This window comes from Kitasatospora sp. NPDC006697 (assembly GCF_042869935.1).
Lineage (GTDB): Bacteria > Actinomycetota > Actinomycetes > Streptomycetales > Streptomycetaceae > Kitasatospora.
Window position 1 is genome coordinate 42,080 of the sequence record NZ_JBIAGU010000010.1, and the last position, 17,499, is coordinate 59,578.

The following is a 17,499-nucleotide window of genomic DNA, read 5'->3' on the forward strand; positions in this document are numbered from 1 at the left end:
GAATGGATGCCGCGCCACCCGGGTTTGTACCCTGGAGGCGCGGCATCCGTGCTGTTCAGCCCCTTCACCCCTGCTACTTCTGCGAGGCTCGCATGATCGACCCGGTCACGCTTGACGGTCCGTCCGCCATCGGCACCTTCGATCAGAAGAGGGCCGAGAACGCGGTCCGCGAGCTGCTGATCGCGGTGGGCGAGGACCCGGACCGCGAGGGCCTGCTGGAAACCCCCGCCCGGGTGGCGCGCGCCTACCAGGAGATATTCGCCGGCCTCTACCAGCAGCCCGAGGACGTGCTGACCACCACCTTCGACCTCGGCCACGACGAGATGGTGCTGGTCAAGGACATCGAGGTGTTCTCCACCTGCGAGCACCACCTGGTGCCGTTCCGGGGGGTCGCCCACGTCGGCTACATCCCGGCCGCCAGCGGCAAGATCACCGGCCTGTCCAAGCTGGCCCGGCTGGTCGACGTCTTCGCCCGCCGCCCCCAGGTGCAGGAGCGCCTGACCAGCCAGGTCGCCGACTCGCTGATGCGGATCCTGGAGCCGCGCGGCGCGATCGTGGTGATCGAGTGCGAGCACATGTGCATGTCGATGCGCGGCATCCGCAAGGCCGGCGCCAAGACCATCACCTCGGCCGTGCGCGGGCAGCTGCGCGACCCCGCCACCCGGGCCGAGGCGATGAGCCTCATCATGAGCCGCTGACCGCCTGAGGAGCCGCGGGGAGGCTGCCGGAGGCCCGCCGAGCACCCGCTCGGCGGGCCTTTGGCGTCAGCTGCGCGGCTCGCGGTCCGGGGCGGGCTCGAGGTGGTCGCCGATCCACTCCAGCGAGGCGGGCAGCTCGCGCCGCCAGGTGTCGAAGCTGTGGCCGCCGTCGGGGAGGAAGAGCGAGTCCACGGTGAAGCCGGGGTGCGCCTGGCTGACCGGGGCGGCCGCGGCCAGGAACTGCTGGGTGGCCGGGTAGTCGTCCTCGGTCCGGGTGGAGACGATCAGCAGCGAGGTCCGCGGCGCCGGCAGGCTGCGCAGCCGCCAGGCCAGATCGTAGCCCTGGGCCAGCTGCTGGTTGCCGGCGAACAGGTCGCCGCCGGTGCTCCAGTCCGCGCCCACCTGGTACTCGGCGTGCAGCGCCGCCGCGCTGCCGTAGGAGCCGGGGTCGCGCAGCGCCAGCCGCAGCGCGCAGCTGCCGCCGGTGGAGTAGCCGAGCACCGCCCAGGACTGCGCCGAGCGGCTGACCCGGTAGGCGGAGCGCAGCGCGGCCGGCAGGTCCTTGGCGAACCAGGTCTCGGTGGCCGGCCCGCCGGGCACGTCCACGCACTCGGTGTTGCGCGGCGCGGCCACCGTCGGGCGGGCCATCACCACCACGGTCGGCGCCATCCGGCCGGTCCGCTGCAGGTCCCACACCTGCTGCGGGGTGTGCAGCTCGGAGAGCAGGTGCAGCGGGGTGCCGGGGTAGCCCGCGAGGGTGAGCAGCACCGGGAACCGCTCCCGGGCGTACTTCGGATTGAAGTACTCGGGTGGCAGGTAGATGAACATCTGGTCGCTGAGGCCGCTCTCCTTGCCGCTCACCCGGATGGAGTCCACCCGGCCGACCTCCTCCGGCTTCCCCTGCGGCAGGTCGTTGACGCCGGAGAGCCCGCCGTCCTCACCCGGGCGGACCAGGGTGTCCCCGGCCGGCGGCCCGCCCCGCGCGGCGCCGGTGGGCGCCAGCGCCAACTGCCGGGTGTCCTGCTGCAACAGGTCGTCCCAGGAGGTGTAGAAGCCGAAGGCCCCGTTCAGCGTCAACCCGGCGACCGCGAGTACCGCCAGCTGAGTGGTGATCAGCAGACCGAGCCGGCCGAGCACTTGCCAGGGCCGGTTGCGGGCCAGCCGCGGCCAGAGCCAGAGCGCCGCGGCGCTCGCCAGCACCGCGGCCGCGGCCGCGATACCCAGCAGCGCGGTGCTGGTCAGCTCCATTCCAGACTCCCTGGCGGTCCGTCAGCTCTGCGGCGGGCACCGCTGACTCATCATCGGAGACCGCCGCACGGGCGGCCACTCGAGCCACCCGCGCCACTGGGGCAACGGCGGGCGGGCGGCGGGCGGCACGGGCGGCGCGCGGGCGGCCGCCCGGCTTCACCCACAGGAACCAAAGCTCTAGACTTCGGCGTCGCCACCCAGACGGGGGCCGGCAGCACCGGCGATCGGGGGCTGCGGTGCTGGTGGGCACCCATTACTCGTTCTTGACGGTTTCTTGGTCTGCCGAAGGAAGCACAGGATGAAGGTCCCTCACGGCTCACTCCCCAGGGTGACCGGCCACCTCCGGGAAGCAATTACGCTGAGCTTCCATGAGCGCTCCCGTGTCCGCTGAGTCGTCCCCGGAGCAGCCCCGCAAGCGGGGCCTCCAGACGCTGCGCCACCAGGCCGCGGCCGTGCCCCGGGCCTGGCTGCCCGGTGCGGTCGGCTACGCGGCCCTGCTGATCGGTCTGATGGACATCGCGGCCGGGGTCTTCCCGCGGCTGCGCCGGAGCCGGATGCACCTGTGGGCCGGGCAGCTGCCGGGCGCCACCACCACCATCGCCACCGCCGGCACCCTGCTGATCGGCATCCTGCTGGTGCTGCTGGCGCACGCGCTGCGCCGCCGCAAGCGCCGGGCCTGGCGGCTGGTCTGTGTGCTGCTGCCGGTCAGTGCCGCGCTGCACGTGCTGCGCTGGCACCAGGTCGGCCCGGCCGTGGTCTCGCTGGTGCTGCTGGTGGTGATGCTGCTGCACCGCCGCGAGTTCTACGCCAAGGCCGACCCGCGCACCCGCTGGCGGGCACTGCTCAACCTGGTGGTGATGGGCGCGATCAGCCTGGGCCTCGGCTTCCTGATCGTGAGCTCGCACCCGGCCCGTGAGATGGGTCACCCGAGCCTGATGGCGAAGGTGCGCGAGACGGTCTGGGGGCTCTTCGGGCTGGACGGCCCGATCACCTACCACCCGGACCGGGTCGGCGACGTGGTCGGCTACTCGCTGGCCGGGCTCGGCCTGCTGACCGCGGTCTCCACCGCCTACCTGCTGCTGCGCCCCGGCAAGCCGGAGCCGGAGCTGACCGCCGAGGACGAGTCCCGGGTGCGGGCCCTGCTCGACCGGCACGGCAGGCGCGACTCGCTGGGCTACTTCGCGCTGCGCCGGGACAAGAGCGTGCTCTTCTCGCCCAGCGGCAAGGCGGCGATCTCCTACCGGGTGGTCTCCGGGGTGATGCTCGCCTCCGGCGACCCGGTCGGCGACGTGGAGGCCTGGCCCGGCGCGATCAAGGAGTTCATGACGCAGGCCCGCGAGCACGCCTGGGTGCCGGCCGTGATGGGCTGCAGCGAGGTCGGCGGCGAGGTCTGGACCCGTGAGGCGCACCTGGACGCGCTGGAGCTGGGCGACGAGGCGATCGTGGACACCGCCACCTTCTCGCTCTCCGGCCGGGCGATGCGCAACGTCCGCCAGATGGTCAAGCGGATCGAGCGCAACGGCTACTCCTGCAAGGTCCGCCGGGTCGGCGACCTGGACCTGGCGGAGAAGCGGCGGATCGCCGACGCGGCCGCCCGCTGGCGCGGCACCGACACCGAGCGCGGCTTCTCCATGGCGCTCGGCCGGTTCGGCGACCCGGGCGACGACGACTGCGTGGTGGTCACCGCGCACAAGGCGCCGCTGGAGGGCGAGGAGCCGGAGGCGGACGACCTGAAGGCGGTGCTGCACTTCGTCCCCTGGGGCGAGGACGGTATCTCGCTGGAGCTGATGCGCCGCGACCGGGCGGCCGACCCCGGGCTGAACGAGCTGCTGATCGTGGCCGCCCTGCAGGCCGTGCCGGAGCTGGGGGTGCGGCGGGTCTCGCTGAACTTCGCGATGTTCCGCTCGGCGCTGGCCCGCGGCGAGCGGATCGGCGCGGGCCCGGTGCTGCGGGCCTGGCGGGGGCTGCTGGTCTTCCTCTCCCGGTGGTTCCAGATCGAGTCGCTGTACAAGTTCAACGCCAAGTTCCAGCCGGAGTGGGAGCCGCGGTTCCTGGTCTACAAGAACACCCGGGACCTGCCCCGGATCGGCTTCGCCGCGATGCAGGCGGAGGCGTTCATCACCCTCGGCATGCCGCGGTTCGGCCGCAAGAAGCAGCGCGAGGGCCTGATGCCGGCCTCGGCGGAAGGCCAGGGCACGGTCGCTCCGGCGGCCTAGACCGTCCGGTGGGCCGGGGGCGGGTCGGGCCGATAATGGGCTCATGAACAACCCGCTGCCCGGCCTGCCCGCCCTCGACCGCTGCGCCGTGATGGGCGTCGTCAACGTCACGCCCGACTCGTTCTCGGACGGCGGCCAGTGGCTGGATCCGCGGGCGGCGGTGCGGCACGGCCTGGACCTGGTGGCGCGCGGGGCGGACCTGGTGGACGTGGGCGGTGAGTCGACCCGCCCCGGCTCCCGGCGGGTCACCGAGGAGGAGGAGCTGCGCCGGGTGCTCCCGGTGGTCCGCGGCCTGGCCGAGGCCGGCGTGGTGGTCTCGGTGGACACCATGCGGGCCGGCGTGGCCGAGCGGGCGCTGGCGGCCGGCGCGGTGCTGGTGAACGACGTCTCCGGCGGCCTGGCCGACCCGGACATGGCCCGGGTGGTGGCCGACCGCGGGGCCCCCTTCGTGGTGATGCACTGGCGCGGCCAGTCCGCCGACATGGACGCGCTGGCGGTCTACGGGGACGTGGTCGCCGAGGTGGTCGGCGAGCTCTCCGAGCGGGTCGGGGCGCTGCTCGCGGCGGGGGTCAAGGAGGAGCAGCTGATCCTCGATCCGGGCCTCGGATTCGCCAAGACCAGTGCCCACAACTGGGCCCTGCTCGGAGGTTTGGACGCGTTGACCGCCTTGGGCCGTCCCGTCCTGGTGGCCGCATCCCGCAAGCGCTTCCTGGGTACGCTGCTGGCCGACCCGCAAACGGGCGAGCTGCGGCCGGCCCGGCGGCGTGACGACGCGACCGCGGCGGTCTCCGCGTTGTCGGCCAGGGCGGGGGCCTGGGCGGTCCGGGTGCACGACGTGGCCGGCACCGCCGACGCCGTGCGGGTGGTGGCCGCCTGGCGGGCGGCCGGCCCGAGCTGATTCGAGCGGGAGACGAGCGGTGCTGGACGGAAGGCTGGGTGGTGGCGTGACCGGTGACCCCAAGGGCAACGGCGGCAACGGGCGGGCGGCCGCGCTGGCGGCCGACCGCGAGGCGGTCCTGGCGGCGAACCTGCGGCTCTACGAGTCGCTGGAGAACGGCGACCTGGAGGCGCTGGAGGAGGTCTGGCTGTCGGCCGCGGACGCGGACGACAAGACCGGGGTCACCTGCGTCCACCCGGGCTGGCCGGTGCTCCGCGGGCGGGCCCAGGTGACCCGCTCCTACCTGCTGATCATGATGAACACCGAGTACATCCAGTTCTTCCTGACCGACGTCGAGGTCGAGGTGCAGGGGGACGTGGCGCTGGTCACCTGCACCGAGAACATCCTCTCCGGCGGCGAGGCCGAGGAGGAGGGCGAACTCGGCCCGCTGGTCGGCGGCAAGGTGGTCGCCAGCAACCTGTTCCGCCGCACCGCCGCGGGCTGGCGGCTCTGGTCCCACCACGGCTCCCCGGTGCTCACCAGCGGGGACGACGAAGAGGACGAGGACCGGCCGGAGTAGCACGCGCGGGGGCGGGCGGGCCTCGGGACCGGGGTCGGGGGCGTCGGCCGGCGCGGGTAGATTCGAGGGCGGCGGGCGACGGAGCCCGCCGCAGCCCGATCAGGGGCAGCCAGGATAGGAGCAGTGAGCCAGGTGCTGGACCGCGTCACCCTGCGAGGCCTGCGGGCCCGCGGTCACCACGGTGTCTTCGAGCGCGAGCGGATCGAGGGGCAGACCTTCGTGGTCGACCTCGTGCTCCACCTGGACACCCGCCCGGCGGCCTCCGGCGACGACCTGAGCCGCACGGCCCACTACGGCGTGGTGGCCGAGCAGGTCACCGCGATCATCGCGGGCGAGCCGGTCGACCTGATCGAGACCCTGGCCCAGCGGATCGCCGACCAGTGCCTGACGCACGAGGCGGTCCAGGAGGTCGAGGTCACGGTGCACAAGCCGGACGCGCCGATCACCGTGCCGTTCGACGACGTGACCGTCACCATCCACCGGGGCCGCGGATGACGGAGCCGCTCCCGCCCGCGCCCGGCCGAACCGCAGCAGAGGACGACTACCGATGAGCACCAGCGACCCGACCGCCTCGCCGACCACTTTCGACCTGCAGCACCGGGTGGACAGCGTCGACTCCACCCTGTCCAGCCCGCGCACCGCGGTGATCGCACTGGGCAGCAACCTCGGCAACCGGATGGAGACCCTGCAGGGCGCGGTGGACGCGCTGGCGGACACCCCGGGCCTGAAGATCACCGCGGTCTCCGGCGTCTTCGAGACCGACCCGCTGGGCGGTCCCGACGAGCAGCCCGCCTACTACAACGCGGTGGTGGTGCTGCGCACCACGCTGCCGCCGCACTCGCTGCTGGAGCGGGCCAACGCGGTCGAGGACGCCTTCGGCCGGGAGCGCACCGTGCGCTGGGGCGCCCGCACCCTGGACGTGGACATCATCAGCTACCAGAACGCGCTGAGCGAGGACCCGGTGCTGCTGCTGCCGCACCCGCGCGCCCACGAGCGGGCCTTCGTGCTCGCCCCCTGGCTGGACGCCGACCCGGCCGCCGAGCTGCCCGGCCACGGCCCGGTGGCCGATCTGCTCGGCAAGATCGGCGACGCCCAGGGCGTGCGGCGGCGGGCCGATCTGGAGCTGCGGCTGCCGGAGTGAAGACCCCCCGAATGCCGGAGGGTCTAAGGTCGGGGAGACCGCCGATCGACCGTAAAGAAGGGACTCCGGTTCCGTGAAGCCGCTGCGCCTGCGACTCCTGCTGGGCATCTTCGTGGTCGTCACGGCCCTCGCCTGGGCCGGGGCGAAGCTCTGGAACTCGCTGGACACCCTGCCCGGCACCCCGGCCGCCGCGCCGGTGGTGCTCGCGGCGGTGGCCGTGGTGCTGCTCGCGGTGGCGATCTCGCTGCGCGGCCGGCTCAAGGCGGTCCGGGACCGGGCGCCGGGGGCGAAGGGCGTGGACCCGCTGCTGGCCGCCCGGGCGCTGGTGCTCGGCCAGGCCAGTGCGCTGGTCTCCGCCGTGGTCAGCGGGATCTACGCGGGCTTCGGCATCGAGCTGCTCACCCTGCCCGACCTGGACGCCCACCACGGTCCGGCGATCACCGCCGGGTTCGCGGTGCTGGCCGGTGCGGGGGTGGTCGCGGCGGCGCTCTGGCTGCAGCACATCTGCAAGCTGCCGGAGGACGGCGAGGGCGGCAAGGGCACCATGCCGTCCCCGCGCTGACCCCGCGTCAGGCGCAGGGGGGACCCTCGAGCTGACAGTCCGGTATTCGCACGCTAGTTTCTTGACCATGTCTCGCGGACGCCACCGTCACTCCTCGCTCATCAGCCGCGCGCTCGGCCCTGCCGCCGCGCTGGTCCTCACGGTGGCGGCGCTGGCAGCGCTGCTGCTCAGCGCGGACCGGATCGTGGTCCGCTCGGTCGGCGCGGCGGCGGTGCTCGCCGTGCTCGGCCTGGCGCTGGTGCTGCGCCAGCGGGACCGGGCCGCCCGGGCCGCCGCGGAGGCCACGGCCGCGCGCCGGATCCGCGAGGAGGAGCGGTTCGAGGAGCAGCTGGCCGAGGCCGAGTACGCGGCCGAGGTGGCCGAGGAGCGGGCCGCCCGCACCGGCCGCCGGCTGACCGCGGAGAAGTCCCGGCTGGCGAAGGCGGAGACCGAGATCGCCCGGCTGCTCAAGGAGCGCGCCGTGCTGGCCGCCGAGCAGGCGCTCAAGGAGGCCGAGGCGGCCCGCAAGGCGGCCGAGGCGGCCCGTCCGAAGCACCCGGTGACGCCGGTGGCCTACCTGCGCGCCTCGAACGCCCTGCGGGCGCTGGAGCGCCGCGCGGAGCTGGCCGAGGTGCAGGCCGAGCACCTGGCCCGCCGGCAGGCCCGCAAGGCCGCCGCCGCGCTGCCGCCGGCCAGGCCGGTCGAGGCCGCCGTGCTGCCCGAGATGCGCGAGAAGCACGTGCCGGCGCCGCGGCCGGCCGCCGTGGAGGCGGCCAGGCCCGCCGCCCCGCAGCCGGTGGCCCCCAAGCCGGTCGCCCCGCAGCCCGCCGCCCCGCAGCCGGTGGCGCCCAAGTCCGCTGCCGCCACCGCCGAGCGCGCCGCCGTGGCGCCCTCGCCGGTCCGCCCGATGCTGGCCGCGCCGGGCGAGCAGGCCGCCGCCGCGATGCTGCCGGCCGAGCGGCAGCGCCAGCGGCCCCGTCCGCAGGCGCCCGGGGTCCGCGGCGCGGGCTTCAGCTTCTTCGACCGCGGCGCCGCGCTGCGGGCCGCGGCCCCGGCGCCCTCGGTGGGCTCGGTCAGCGAACTGGCGCAGCGTCAGGAGAATGCCGAGCCGGAGCTGAGTACCACTCAGGTCGCGGGGCGTCAGATCGAGCCGACCGAGCCGGACCTGGCCGACGTGCTGGGCGAGGAGGTCGGCGGCGAGGTCCCCGCCGAGGTGGTGGACCTGACGCCGGAGGACGAGACCGAGCTGCTCGACCTCGGCGAGCTGCGCGCCGAGCGCGGCTGATCCGAGCCCGGCTCAGATCCGCGGGTAGCGGCCGGCCAGCACCCAGATGTTCGGGTTGTCGGCCAGCTCCGGGTGCAGGTCGGTGAGGTCGGCCAGCACGTCCTGCAGGAAGTCCCGGACCTCCCGGCGCAGCTCCTGGTGGCGGACCACCAGCGGCGGCTCCTCGTCCAGCCAGGTCGCGGTGATCTCCACGTGGCCGAACCGGCGGGCGAACCGCAGCAGTTCGGTGTTCTGGGTGAAGTCCAGGTCGGCGGTGCGCAGCGCGGCGGCCCGGCTGCCGCGCGGGTCCTCGTCCAGCCGCTCGGCGATGTCGCAGAGCGCCCAGGCGAAGTCCAGCACCGGGACCCAGCCCCAGGCGGTGGACAGCTCCAGCTCGTCCTCCGCGATGTACACGTCCCCGCAGAACAGGTCGTGCCGCAGCGCCTGCACGGAGGCGGTGCGGTAGTCGGTCTGCGGCGGGTCGGGGATCCGCAGCGAGAGGGAGTAGCCGAGCTCGATCATCCGGACATTTAACCGCGTGACGCGGACCGCTCCGGCCCGGGATGATGGCGGTATGCCCGAGCCAGTGCGCGTCCGGGGCTCGGTGGTGGTGCCGGAGGCCGAGCTCGTCTGGCGCTTCTCCCGTTCCAGCGGCCCCGGCGGCCAGCATGTGAACACCTCCGACACCCAGGTCGAGCTGCGCTACGACCTGGCCGCCTCGACGGCGCTGCCCGAGGTCTGGAAGCAGCGCGCGCTGGAGCGGCTGGCCGGCCGCCTGGTCGACGGCCGGGTGCTGGTGGTGCGGGCCAGCGAGCACCGCTCGCAGTGGCGCAACCGCGAGATGGCCGCCGCCCGGCTGGCCTCGCTGCTCGGCGAGGCGACCGCCCCGCCGCCCAAGGCGCGCCGGGCCACCAAGCCCAGCAAGGGCATGGTCGAGGCGCGGCTGCGCAACAAGAAGCACCGGGCCGAGCTGAAGCGCGGGCGCTCGGCGCCGCGCTCCGGCGAGTGACGGCCGGTCAGCCCAGCTGCCGGTAGGCGCCGCGGAAGTAGAGCAGCGGGCGCCCGTCCGGGCTCGGCACCCGGGCCCGGAGCACCCGGCCGAGGACCAGGGTGTGGTCGCCGGCGGCTATCCGCTGCTCGGTGCGGCACTCCACGGTGGCCAGCGCCCCGTCGACCAGCGGCGAGCCGGTCAGCTCGGAGCGCTGGTGCGGGGTGTCGGCGAAGAGCAGCCGGTCGCTGAGCCGGCCCTTCATGGCGAACCGGGAGGCGATCGCCCGGTGCTGCTCGCCGAGCAGCGAGACCGCCCAGGTGTCCGCCCGGTCCAGCACCTCGTCCATCCGGGAGTCCTCGCGCACCGAGACCAGCACCAGCGGCGGCTCGAGCGAGACGGAGAGGAACGAGGTGGCCGTCATCCCGGCGTCCTCGCCCGCGTCGCAGGCGGTGACCAGCGCGACTCCGGCCGCGAGCTGGCCCAGGGCGGCCCGGAACTCGTCCGGCGTGGCGAGGTTGGCAGTGCTGGACTGCGGTGAGATGGACACGTACCGCACGGTAGCTCCACGGCGGGCCCGGCGGCATCCGGCGGTGGTCCTAGGCCCTATGGCGGTGGCCGGTCACCCGTAGGCGGGTCGGGGGCTTCGGCTGCGGCCGTGCACGACCGACCAGGAAGGTGGCCATCGCCGAATCGTGTCCGGGCATGACCGAGATGAACCGGGTTTGCCTCTCTATGCGTTCTGTGATTTGGGTCACAAGTGCCGACCTATTGCTGACCGAGCGTGCCGATCGCTGTGCTCGCTGTGATTCAGTTCTTCTGGCAATCGGACGATAACCATCAAGACCTATCCGAAGAAGCCGGGGAGCCCCCGCATGGAAGCCGAGTCGGAGCCCTACGTCCGCCTCGCGACCCTTCGCACCTTGCACCGGGTCGTGGCGGACCTCAATGCTGCCCGCAGCCTGGCAGGCACCCTGCAGGCCGTGGTGGAGGGGGCCGTGCACGGCCTGGGCTTCGACGCGGCGGCGGTCAGCCTGGTGCGGCCGGACGGCGACCTGGTGGTGGCCGCCGTCTGGGAGTACGAGGTGCGGGACTTCGGCGGGCCCTCGGTGCTGCTCGGCCAGGTCGGCGGGCGGTCCTCCTGGGACCGGCTGCTCGCCGCCGCCGACCACTGGGGCACCCTGCGCTTCCTGCCGCACGACCGCGGCTGGGCGGTCGGCACCGACATCCCGCGCTGGACCGGCGACGGCCCGCTGCCGGTCTACGCCAACGACTGGCACCCCGAGGACGGCCTGCTGGCCCCGATGTACAGCGCCGGCGGCGACCTGCTCGGGGTGCTCAGCGTGGACCGCCCGCGCAGCGGAAAGCGCCCCGGCGCCTGGACCCGCGAGGCGCTGGAGATGTTCTCGCTGCAGGCCTCGATCGCGATCGGCAACGCCCGGCTGCGGGCGGAGATGCAGCGCGCGCTGGCCCGGATGGAGAAGGACCAGCAGGCGCTGCGGGCCAGCGAGGAGAGCTTTCGGCAGGCCTTCGAGTACGCCCCCAGCGGGATGGCGATCACCGAGCTGCACGGGCCGGTCCGGGGCCAGCTGACCCGGGTCAACGACGCGCTCTGCCGGCTGCTCGGCCGCTCCCGCTCCTCGCTGCGCCAGCAGAGCTTCCTGGACCTGGTGCACCCGGACGACCGGGCGCTGCTGGAGCGCACCAGCGCCGAGAGCGGCCGGGCCGAGCTGCGGCTCTGCCGCAGGGACGGCAGCTACCAGTGGGTCTGCCTGCGCAACTCGATCGTCGCGGACGCCGCCGAGGGCCCCAGCTTCCTGCTCACCCACGTCGAGGACATCGAGGACCGCAAGCGGCACGAGTTCCAGCTCCGCCACCGGGCCAGCCACGACGCGCTCACCGGCCTGCCGAACGGCGCCGAGCTGCGCGCCCGGCTGGGCCGCCGGCTCTGCGCCGCGCCGCAGGGCCCCGGCGGCGCGGCCGCCCACGGTGCCGCCGGAGCGGGCCCCTGCGCCCTGGAGGCGGCCGCCGCCGGGCACGCCGGTCCGGGGGCGCTGCCGGGTCCGCACGGGCCGCGGACGGGTGCCGCGGTGCCCGCCCCGATGGGCGGCGGCCCCGGCGAGCACGCCGACCTGGTCGCCCCGCGCGGCTCGGTGGTGCACGGCTACGCCGAGCGCCCGGCCGTCGAGCCGTCCTGCCACGAGGGCTCCGACTCCCCGCCGCCGGACCACGTGCACGCGGTGGTGCCCAGCGACCCGGACAACGCCCCGGAGCCCTGGCACGGCCCGCGCGGCGGCGGCCCCGGCCCGCAGAAGGGCCTGGCGGTGCTCTTCTGCGACCTGGACGGCTTCAAGTCGGTCAACGACCGGTTCGGGCACAGCGCGGGCGACGCGGTGCTGGTCGAGGTGGCCCGCCGGCTGCAGGGCGCGGTCCGCGAGGGCGACACGGTGGCCCGGCTGGGCGGCGACGAGTTCGTGGTGCTGGCCGACTCGATCGCCAGCGAGGAGGCGGCCGACCTGGCGGTCCGGCTGCGCAACGCGGTGATGCCGCCGATGCGGATAGCCGGCCGGGTGATGCGGGTCGGCGTCAGCCTGGGGATCGGCTGGGCGGGCTGCGGGATGAGCATCGAGGAGGTGCTGCACGCGGCCGACAAGCGGATGTACGACGAGAAGCGGGCCCGCGGCGGCGCGCTGCGCGGCGCCAGGGGGGAGCGGTCGCACCGGCGTGCGGTGTGATCCCCTGTAAGGTGCCGGGAGTACCAGAGCGCACCGCGTAGTACAGGGGAGTTGATCAGCGCGATGACGGCCGACAGCCAGGGGCCCGAGGAGAGCGCGGGCGGCGCCCCCGCCGAGGACGATCCGTTCGCCTACCTCTACCGGCCCGCCGCGGGCGCGGAGGGGGCCGAGCAGGCGCCGCAGGCCCCCCGGACCGCCTACCGCCCGATGGAGGTCGGCCGGGCCCAGTACGGCGCCCCGCCGCCCCGTCAGCAGCCGTTCCCGCCCGGCCCGGAGGGCCGGCCCGGCTATCCGCCGCAGCAGCCGGGCTACGGCGGCGAGCAGACCACCCGGCTGCCCCAGCAGTCCCGGTACGCCGAGCGGTCCCGCCCGCAGCCCGGCGAGGACGTGCCGCGCGGGCGCGGCAAGGGCCCGGTGATCGGCGTGGTCGCGGTGGTCGCCGCGATCGCGATCGGCGCCGGCATCGCCCTGACCGGAAACGACGGCGGCAAGACCAAGAACACCGCGGGCCCGACCCCGGCCGGCAGCGCCGGCCACTCCAGCGCGGGCGGCAGCGCCCCGCCGAGCAGCCCGGCGGCCTCCTCCGCCGCGCCCTCGGCCTCGCCCTCCGACAGCTCGGCGGCCGGGGGCGGCTTCGTGGACGCCGCCAAGGCGCAGGCGGGCGGCGGCGCGGCGCTGGGCAGCGGGGTGAAGGGCGCGATCTCCGCCGACGGCAGCTACCTGACGCTGCAGCAGGGCTCCTCGGCGAGCTTCAGCGTGACGGTGCCGACCGCCGGCGTCTGGAAGATCTGGTTCCACTACGGCAACTCCAGCGGCAGCCCGGTGAAGACCGCGGTCACCGTGAACGGCCAGGACCACCCCGGCGGGACCACCTTCAAGAGCTGGAACAGCGGCGGCGACCCGGCCCAGGCCTGGTCCTACACCTGGATCAGCCCGCAGCTGCAGGCCGGCACCAACACGGTGGTGGTGACCCCGGCCGGCGGTCCGGTGCTGGTGGACCAGCTGGCCGTGACCGGGCTGGACGTGAACGGCTCCTACCCGAGCCCGGGCGCGGCCGGTGCCGCGCCCGCACCCGCCAGCAGCTGACCGCGCGGCGCCCCGGGCCGGGTGACCGGCCCGGAGCGGCCCGGCGCTACGCGGTGAAGCGCTCCGCGCCGGTGATCCACTCGCCGCGGCGGACCACGGCGACCAGCTCGTAGCTCTCCGAGTCGAGCACCGCCAGGTCGGCGTTCTTGCCGACCTCCAGCGAGCCGAGGGTGTCGGCGAGGCCGAGCAGTGCGGCCGGGTGGGTGGAGATGGAGCGCACGGTCTGCTCCAGGCTGAGCTTGTTGATCAGCACCGAGCGCTGGAAGGCGACGTCCAGGGTGAGCGTGGAGCCGGCGATCGAGCCGCCCTCCACCAGCCGGGCGACGCCGTTCTCCACCCGGACCTGCAGCGGGCCCAGCGGGTAGAGCCCGTCGCCCATGCCGGCCGCGCCCATCGCGTCGGTGATCAGCGCGACCCGCTCGGCGCCGGCCGTGCCGTAGGCCAGGTCGAGCACCGAGGGGTGCAGGTGGGTGCCGTCGTTGATCAGCTCGACGGTGACCCGCTCGTCCTCCAGCAGGGCGACGATCGGGCCGGGGGCGCGGTGCTGGATGCCCGGCATCGCGTTGAACAGGTGGGTGGCGACGGTGGCGCCGGCCTCGATCGCCTCCAGGGTCATGGCGTAGTCGGAGTCGGTGTGGCCGACCGCCGCGATCACCCCGAGGTCGGCCAGCAGCCGGACCGACTCCAGGCCGCCGGGCAGCTCGGGCGCCAGGGTGACCATCTTCGCGGTGCCGCGGGCCGCGTCCACCAGCTTGCGGACCAGCGCCGGGTCCGGGTCGCGCAGCAGGTCGGGGCGGTGTGCGCCGCAGCGGCCGGGGGAGATGAACGGGCCCTCGAAGTGCACGCCGGCCAGCACGCCGTCCTCGACCAGCTCGGAGAGGACCGCCGCCTGGCGGCAGACCTCGTCGATCTCGCCGGTGACGGTGGAGGCCATCGTGGTGGTGGTGCCGTGTTCCAGGTGGGTGCGGGCGGCGGTCAGCGCCTCCTCGGCCAGCCCGGACGCGTAGGAGGCGCCGCCGCCGCCGTGCACGTGCAGGTCCACGAAGCCGGGGACCACGGTGTAGCCCGCCAGGTCCAGGTCGCCGGGCGCGCGGTCGCCGCCGATCGAGGCGATGGTGCTGCCCGAGAAGGCCAGCCGGCCGTTCTCGACAACCCCGGTGGGCAGTACCAGGCGGGCCCCGGCCAGGGCCGTAACGACGTCCGCGGTCACGCGGTCACCTCCATGGAGAGCAGATCCCAGGCGAGCAGGCCGGCGCCCAGGGATGCGGCGGTGTCTTTGAGCATGGCCGGTACGACCTTCGGGGGCATCTGGAAGGTCAACCGCTCGGCCACCGCCGCGCGCAAGGGAGTGAAGAGCGTGTCACCGGCCTCGGCGAGTCCGCCGCCGACGATCACCGTGGAGGGGTCGAGCAGGCTCTGGGCCAGCACGATGCCGTCCGCCAGGGCGTCCACCGCCTGGTGCCAGACCGCCAGCGCGGCCGGGTCGCCGGCCTGCACCGCCGCCGCGCAGGCGGCGGCGTCGGCGGCCGGGTCGCCGCTGGCGGCGGCCCAGGCCCGGGAGACGGCGGAGGCGGAGGCCAGCGTCTCCAGGCAGCCCTTGGCGCCGCAGCCGCACTGCGGCCCGCCGGGGCGGACCACCACGTGGCCGATCTCGCCGCCGTAGCCGTGCGCGCCCGCCTCGATCCGGCCCTCGATGCCGATCGCGCCGGCGATCCCGGTGCCGAGCGCGATGAAGAGGAACCGCCCGACGCCGCGTCCGGCGCCGATCCGCCCCTCGGCCAGCCCGCCGGTGCGGACGTCGTGGCCGAGGGCGACCGGCAGGCCGCCGAGGCGCTCGCCGAGCAGCTTGCGCATCGGCAGGTCCCGCCAGCCGAGGTTGGCGGAGAAGACCGCGATCCCGTTCTTCTCGTCGATGGTCCCCGGGACGGCGACGCCGGCCGCGGCCGGCCCCTGGCCGAAGCGGCTGCGGCCCTCCTCGGCGAGGTCGGCGGCGAAGTCGAGGATGGTGGCGACGACGGCATCGGTGCCGTGCTCCCGCCCGGTCGGTCGGCGTGCTTCGAACAGCACGGAGCCGTCCTGGGCGAGCAGCGCGGCCTTCATGCCGGTGCCGCCTACATCGAGTGCGATGACGTGCTTCACGGGGGACAGTTTCCCTTGACCGAGGAGGAGAGGTCTAGTCCAGTGGTCGGATTGGTCTGGCCCAACTGGGGTGAGCTTGGTCGCGCGCGGCGCGCGGCGGGTCAGAGCTGCACCGATCGGGTCAGCGCCCGGGGGCGGTCCGGGTCGAGTCCGCGGGCGGTGGCCAGCCCGACCGCCAGCCGGTGCACCCGGACCAGGTCGGCCATCGGATCCAGGCCGCCGGCCGCCGAGTCGGCGACCAGCAGGCCGCCGGTCGCGCCGATCTGCCCGGCCAGGCCCTCCGGCAGGGTGCCGAACATCCAGGCGGCCCGGCCCGGCGCGGTGATCGCCACCGGTCCGTGCCGGTACTCCATCGCCGGGTAGGCCTCGGTCCAGAAGCCGGCCGCCTCGCGCAGCTTGAGCCCGGCCTCCTGGGCCAGCCCGTTGGTCCAGCCGGCGCCGAGGAAGGTGATCTGCTCCACGGCCAGCAGGCCCTCCGGCAGCGGCCCGGCCAGCGCCCGCTCGGCGTCCGCGGCGGCCCGCTCCACCGTGCGCACCCCGGGCGGCAGCGCGCCGGCCAGCTCCAGCTGGGCCCGGAGCAGGGCCAGCGCGCTGGTGGCGAACCGGGTCTGCACCACGGAGCGCTCGTCGGCGAAGTCCAGCACCACCAGCCGGTCGGCGGCCTGCTTGACCGGGGTGGCGGGGTCGGCGGTCAGCGCCGTGGTGGGGATGCGGCCGGCCAGCCGCTCCAGCAGCGCCAGCACCTCGGTGGTGGTGCCGGACCGGGTGATCGCCAGTACCCGGTCGTACGGGCGGGCGTAGCGGAACTCGGAGGCGGCGTAGGCGTCGGTCTCGCCCTGCCCGGCCGCCTCGCGGAGCGTCGCGTAGGCCTGCGCCATGAACCAGGAGGTGCCGCAGCCGACCACCGCCACCCGCTCGCCGGGCGCCGGGAGGTCGGCGGCCGCCGATCCGGCCAGTGCGGCGGCCCGGCGCCAGCAGGCCGGCTGGGTGGCAAGCTCCTCGGCGGTGAGTGCGCTCATGCCGTTCCCCCTCGTCTCGTGTGTATGCGTGAAGCTGATTGATTTATAGCCGTTGCGATCAGAAATGCACAAGGGTTGCGCGGGCCCGGACCGGCCCGCCGCTGGTGTGCCAGGCTGTTCGCACAGCGTGTGGGCGAGAGCAAGGGATGGCACGGCGTGTCCAGGTACGAGCGGTGGAACGGTCTTCTCGAACTCCTCGCCGAGCAGGGCAGGTTGGAGGTCGAGGAGGCGGCGGCCGCACTCGGCGTGTCGGCCGCCACGATCCGCCGTGACCTGGACCAGCTGGCCCGCCAGCAGATGGTCACCCGGACCCGCGGCGGCGCGGTCGCCCACAACGTCTCCTACGACCTGCCGCTGCGCTACAAGACCGCCCGGCACGCCGACGCCAAGCAGCGGATCGGCCAGGCGGTGGCCGCGCTGATCGCCCCCGGCGAGGTGGTCGGCCTGAACGGCGGCACCACCACCACCGAGGTGGCCCGGGCGCTGGCCGTCCGCCCCGAGCTGGCCGAGCGCCCCGAGACCGGCGGGCAGGCGCTGACCGTGGTGACCAACGCGCTGAACATCGCCAACGAGCTGACGGTCCGTCCGGCCGTGAAGATCGTGGTCACCGGCGGGGTGGCCCGCCCGCAGTCCTACGAGCTGATCGGTCCGCTGGCCGCCACCGTGCTCGGCGAACTCACCCTGGACGTCACGGTGCTGGGCGTGGACGCGCTGGACGCCGAAGCCGGCGCCACCGCGCACCACGAGGGCGAGGCCAGCGTCAACCGGCTGCTGGCCGAGCGGGCCCGCCGGGTGGTGGTGGCCGCCGACTCCTCCAAGCTCGGGCACCGGGCCTTCGCCCGGATCTGCGGGCTGGAGTCGATCGACACCCTGGTCACCGACGCGGAGGCGGACGAGGAGCTGGCGGCGGGCTTCGCCGAGGCGGGCATCCGGGTGCTGACGGTCTGACAGCTGACGATCCGTTGCA

At 74.7% G+C, this 17,499-nt stretch carries 18 protein-coding genes; 12 read left to right on the top strand and 6 right to left on the bottom strand.

Annotated elements, in window-relative coordinates; all coding sequences use genetic code 11:
- Window positions 1-92 precede the first annotated feature (92 nt).
- Window positions 93-698, top strand: a complete 606-nt coding sequence (folE, locus tag ACFYNO_RS15865) for a GTP cyclohydrolase I FolE (protein ID WP_388011538.1) — start codon at window positions 93-95, stop codon at window positions 696-698.
- Window positions 699-764: 66 nt separating this feature from the next.
- On the opposite strand, the gene ACFYNO_RS15870 is transcribed toward folE, so the two are convergent.
- Complete coding sequence (locus tag ACFYNO_RS15870) at window positions 765-1,946, bottom strand: alpha/beta hydrolase (protein WP_388011540.1); 1,182 nt, start codon at window positions 1,944-1,946, stop codon at window positions 765-767.
- Window positions 1,947-2,314: 368 nt separating this feature from the next.
- Here ACFYNO_RS15870 and ACFYNO_RS15875 point away from each other — a divergent pair, with 368 nt between their 5' ends.
- The 7 genes from ACFYNO_RS15875 to ACFYNO_RS15905 all read left to right on the top strand — a co-directional run bounded on the left by ACFYNO_RS15875 (window position 2,315) and on the right by ACFYNO_RS15905 (window position 8,586).
- Window positions 2,315-4,162, top strand: coding sequence for a phosphatidylglycerol lysyltransferase domain-containing protein (locus ACFYNO_RS15875; protein WP_388011542.1), 1,848 nt, complete (start codon window positions 2,315-2,317; stop codon window positions 4,160-4,162).
- Between the two features lie 43 nt (window positions 4,163-4,205).
- Window positions 4,206-5,060: a dihydropteroate synthase gene (gene folP / locus ACFYNO_RS15880; RefSeq protein WP_388011544.1), complete on the top strand. Its 855-nt coding sequence runs from the start codon at window positions 4,206-4,208 to the stop codon at window positions 5,058-5,060.
- A gap of 46 nt (window positions 5,061-5,106) precedes the next feature.
- A complete protein-coding gene (locus tag ACFYNO_RS15885; RefSeq protein WP_388011546.1) occupies window positions 5,107-5,619 on the top strand; it encodes a nuclear transport factor 2 family protein in 513 nt (170 codons plus the stop codon).
- Between the two features lie 135 nt (window positions 5,620-5,754).
- Window positions 5,755-6,114 (top strand): dihydroneopterin aldolase, encoded by a 360-nt coding sequence (gene folB, locus ACFYNO_RS15890; protein WP_388011916.1) that lies wholly within the window; start codon window positions 5,755-5,757, stop codon window positions 6,112-6,114.
- A 52-nt stretch (window positions 6,115-6,166) separates the two neighbouring features.
- On the top strand, window positions 6,167-6,760 hold the full coding sequence (gene folK / locus ACFYNO_RS15895; RefSeq protein ID WP_388011548.1) for a 2-amino-4-hydroxy-6-hydroxymethyldihydropteridine diphosphokinase: 594 nt from the start codon (window positions 6,167-6,169) through the stop codon (window positions 6,758-6,760).
- 73 nt (window positions 6,761-6,833) lie between these two features.
- Window positions 6,834-7,322 carry a DUF3180 domain-containing protein gene (locus ACFYNO_RS15900; protein ID WP_388011550.1) on the top strand — a complete coding sequence of 163 codons (489 nt, stop codon included), beginning with the start codon at window positions 6,834-6,836 and terminating at the stop codon, window positions 7,320-7,322.
- A 67-nt stretch (window positions 7,323-7,389) separates the two neighbouring features.
- Window positions 7,390-8,586, top strand: a complete 1,197-nt coding sequence (locus ACFYNO_RS15905) for a hypothetical protein (protein WP_388011552.1) — start codon at window positions 7,390-7,392, stop codon at window positions 8,584-8,586.
- Between the two features lie 12 nt (window positions 8,587-8,598).
- Here ACFYNO_RS15905 and ACFYNO_RS15910 read toward each other — a convergent pair whose 3' ends face one another.
- Complete coding sequence (locus ACFYNO_RS15910) at window positions 8,599-9,087, bottom strand: hypothetical protein (protein ID WP_388011554.1); 489 nt, start codon at window positions 9,085-9,087, stop codon at window positions 8,599-8,601.
- 52 nt (window positions 9,088-9,139) lie between these two features.
- On the opposite strand from ACFYNO_RS15910, the gene arfB reads away from it, so the two are divergent.
- The gene (arfB, locus tag ACFYNO_RS15915; RefSeq protein ID WP_388011556.1) at window positions 9,140-9,574 is read left to right on the top strand and encodes an alternative ribosome rescue aminoacyl-tRNA hydrolase ArfB; all 435 of its coding nucleotides are present in this window, start codon (window positions 9,140-9,142) and stop codon (window positions 9,572-9,574) included.
- Window positions 9,575-9,581: 7 nt separating this feature from the next.
- Here the strand turns inward: arfB and ACFYNO_RS15920 are convergent, their stop codons facing one another.
- Window positions 9,582-10,103, bottom strand: coding sequence for a flavin reductase family protein (locus ACFYNO_RS15920; protein WP_388011558.1), 522 nt, complete (start codon window positions 10,101-10,103; stop codon window positions 9,582-9,584).
- 325 nt (window positions 10,104-10,428) lie between these two features.
- Between ACFYNO_RS15920 and ACFYNO_RS15925 the strand changes: the two genes are divergently transcribed.
- Window positions 10,429-12,288, top strand: a complete 1,860-nt coding sequence (locus ACFYNO_RS15925; protein ID WP_388011560.1) for a diguanylate cyclase domain-containing protein — start codon at window positions 10,429-10,431, stop codon at window positions 12,286-12,288.
- 63 nt (window positions 12,289-12,351) lie between these two features.
- A complete protein-coding gene (locus tag ACFYNO_RS15930) occupies window positions 12,352-13,374 on the top strand; it encodes a hypothetical protein (protein ID WP_388011562.1) in 1,023 nt (340 codons plus the stop codon).
- A gap of 46 nt (window positions 13,375-13,420) precedes the next feature.
- Here ACFYNO_RS15930 and nagA read toward each other — a convergent pair whose 3' ends face one another.
- The 3 genes from nagA to ACFYNO_RS15945 form a co-directional block, all read right to left on the bottom strand.
- Entirely contained in the window at window positions 13,421-14,584 is a 1,164-nt protein-coding gene (nagA, locus tag ACFYNO_RS15935; protein WP_388011564.1) for an N-acetylglucosamine-6-phosphate deacetylase, read from the bottom strand.
- Window positions 14,581-15,513 carry an ROK family protein gene (locus ACFYNO_RS15940; RefSeq protein WP_388011566.1) on the bottom strand — a complete coding sequence of 311 codons (933 nt, stop codon included), beginning with the start codon at window positions 15,511-15,513 and terminating at the stop codon, window positions 14,581-14,583. Before ACFYNO_RS15940 ends, nagA begins: the two co-directional genes overlap by 4 nt.
- Before the next feature lie 101 nt (window positions 15,514-15,614).
- Entirely contained in the window at window positions 15,615-16,532 is a 918-nt protein-coding gene (locus ACFYNO_RS15945; protein ID WP_388011568.1) for an SIS domain-containing protein, read from the bottom strand.
- A 156-nt stretch (window positions 16,533-16,688) separates the two neighbouring features.
- Here ACFYNO_RS15945 and ACFYNO_RS15950 point away from each other — a divergent pair, with 156 nt between their 5' ends.
- On the top strand, window positions 16,689-17,480 hold the full coding sequence (locus ACFYNO_RS15950; RefSeq protein ID WP_388011570.1) for a DeoR/GlpR family DNA-binding transcription regulator: 792 nt from the start codon (window positions 16,689-16,691) through the stop codon (window positions 17,478-17,480).
- Window positions 17,481-17,499: the final 19 nt, after the last annotated feature.

Excerpts from the sequence above, each read along its gene's own strand:
- folE (WP_388011538.1), top strand. The coding sequence starts at position 93 with ATGATCGACCCGGTCACGCTTGACGGTCCGTCCGCCATCGGCACCTTC.
- ACFYNO_RS15870 (WP_388011540.1), bottom strand. The coding sequence starts at position 1,946 with ATGGAGCTGACCAGCACCGCGCTGCTGGGTATCGCGGCCGCGGCCGCG.
- ACFYNO_RS15875 (WP_388011542.1), top strand. The coding sequence starts at position 2,315 with ATGAGCGCTCCCGTGTCCGCTGAGTCGTCCCCGGAGCAGCCCCGCAAG.
- folP (WP_388011544.1), top strand. The coding sequence starts at position 4,206 with ATGAACAACCCGCTGCCCGGCCTGCCCGCCCTCGACCGCTGCGCCGTG.
- folK (WP_388011548.1), top strand. The coding sequence starts at position 6,167 with ATGAGCACCAGCGACCCGACCGCCTCGCCGACCACTTTCGACCTGCAG.
- ACFYNO_RS15905 (WP_388011552.1), top strand. The coding sequence starts at position 7,390 with ATGTCTCGCGGACGCCACCGTCACTCCTCGCTCATCAGCCGCGCGCTC.
- ACFYNO_RS15910 (WP_388011554.1), bottom strand. The coding sequence starts at position 9,087 with ATGATCGAGCTCGGCTACTCCCTCTCGCTGCGGATCCCCGACCCGCCG.
- arfB (WP_388011556.1), top strand. The coding sequence starts at position 9,140 with ATGCCCGAGCCAGTGCGCGTCCGGGGCTCGGTGGTGGTGCCGGAGGCC.
- ACFYNO_RS15925 (WP_388011560.1), top strand. The coding sequence starts at position 10,429 with ATGGAAGCCGAGTCGGAGCCCTACGTCCGCCTCGCGACCCTTCGCACC.
- ACFYNO_RS15930 (WP_388011562.1), top strand. The coding sequence starts at position 12,352 with ATGACGGCCGACAGCCAGGGGCCCGAGGAGAGCGCGGGCGGCGCCCCC.
- ACFYNO_RS15945 (WP_388011568.1), bottom strand. The coding sequence starts at position 16,532 with ATGAGCGCACTCACCGCCGAGGAGCTTGCCACCCAGCCGGCCTGCTGG.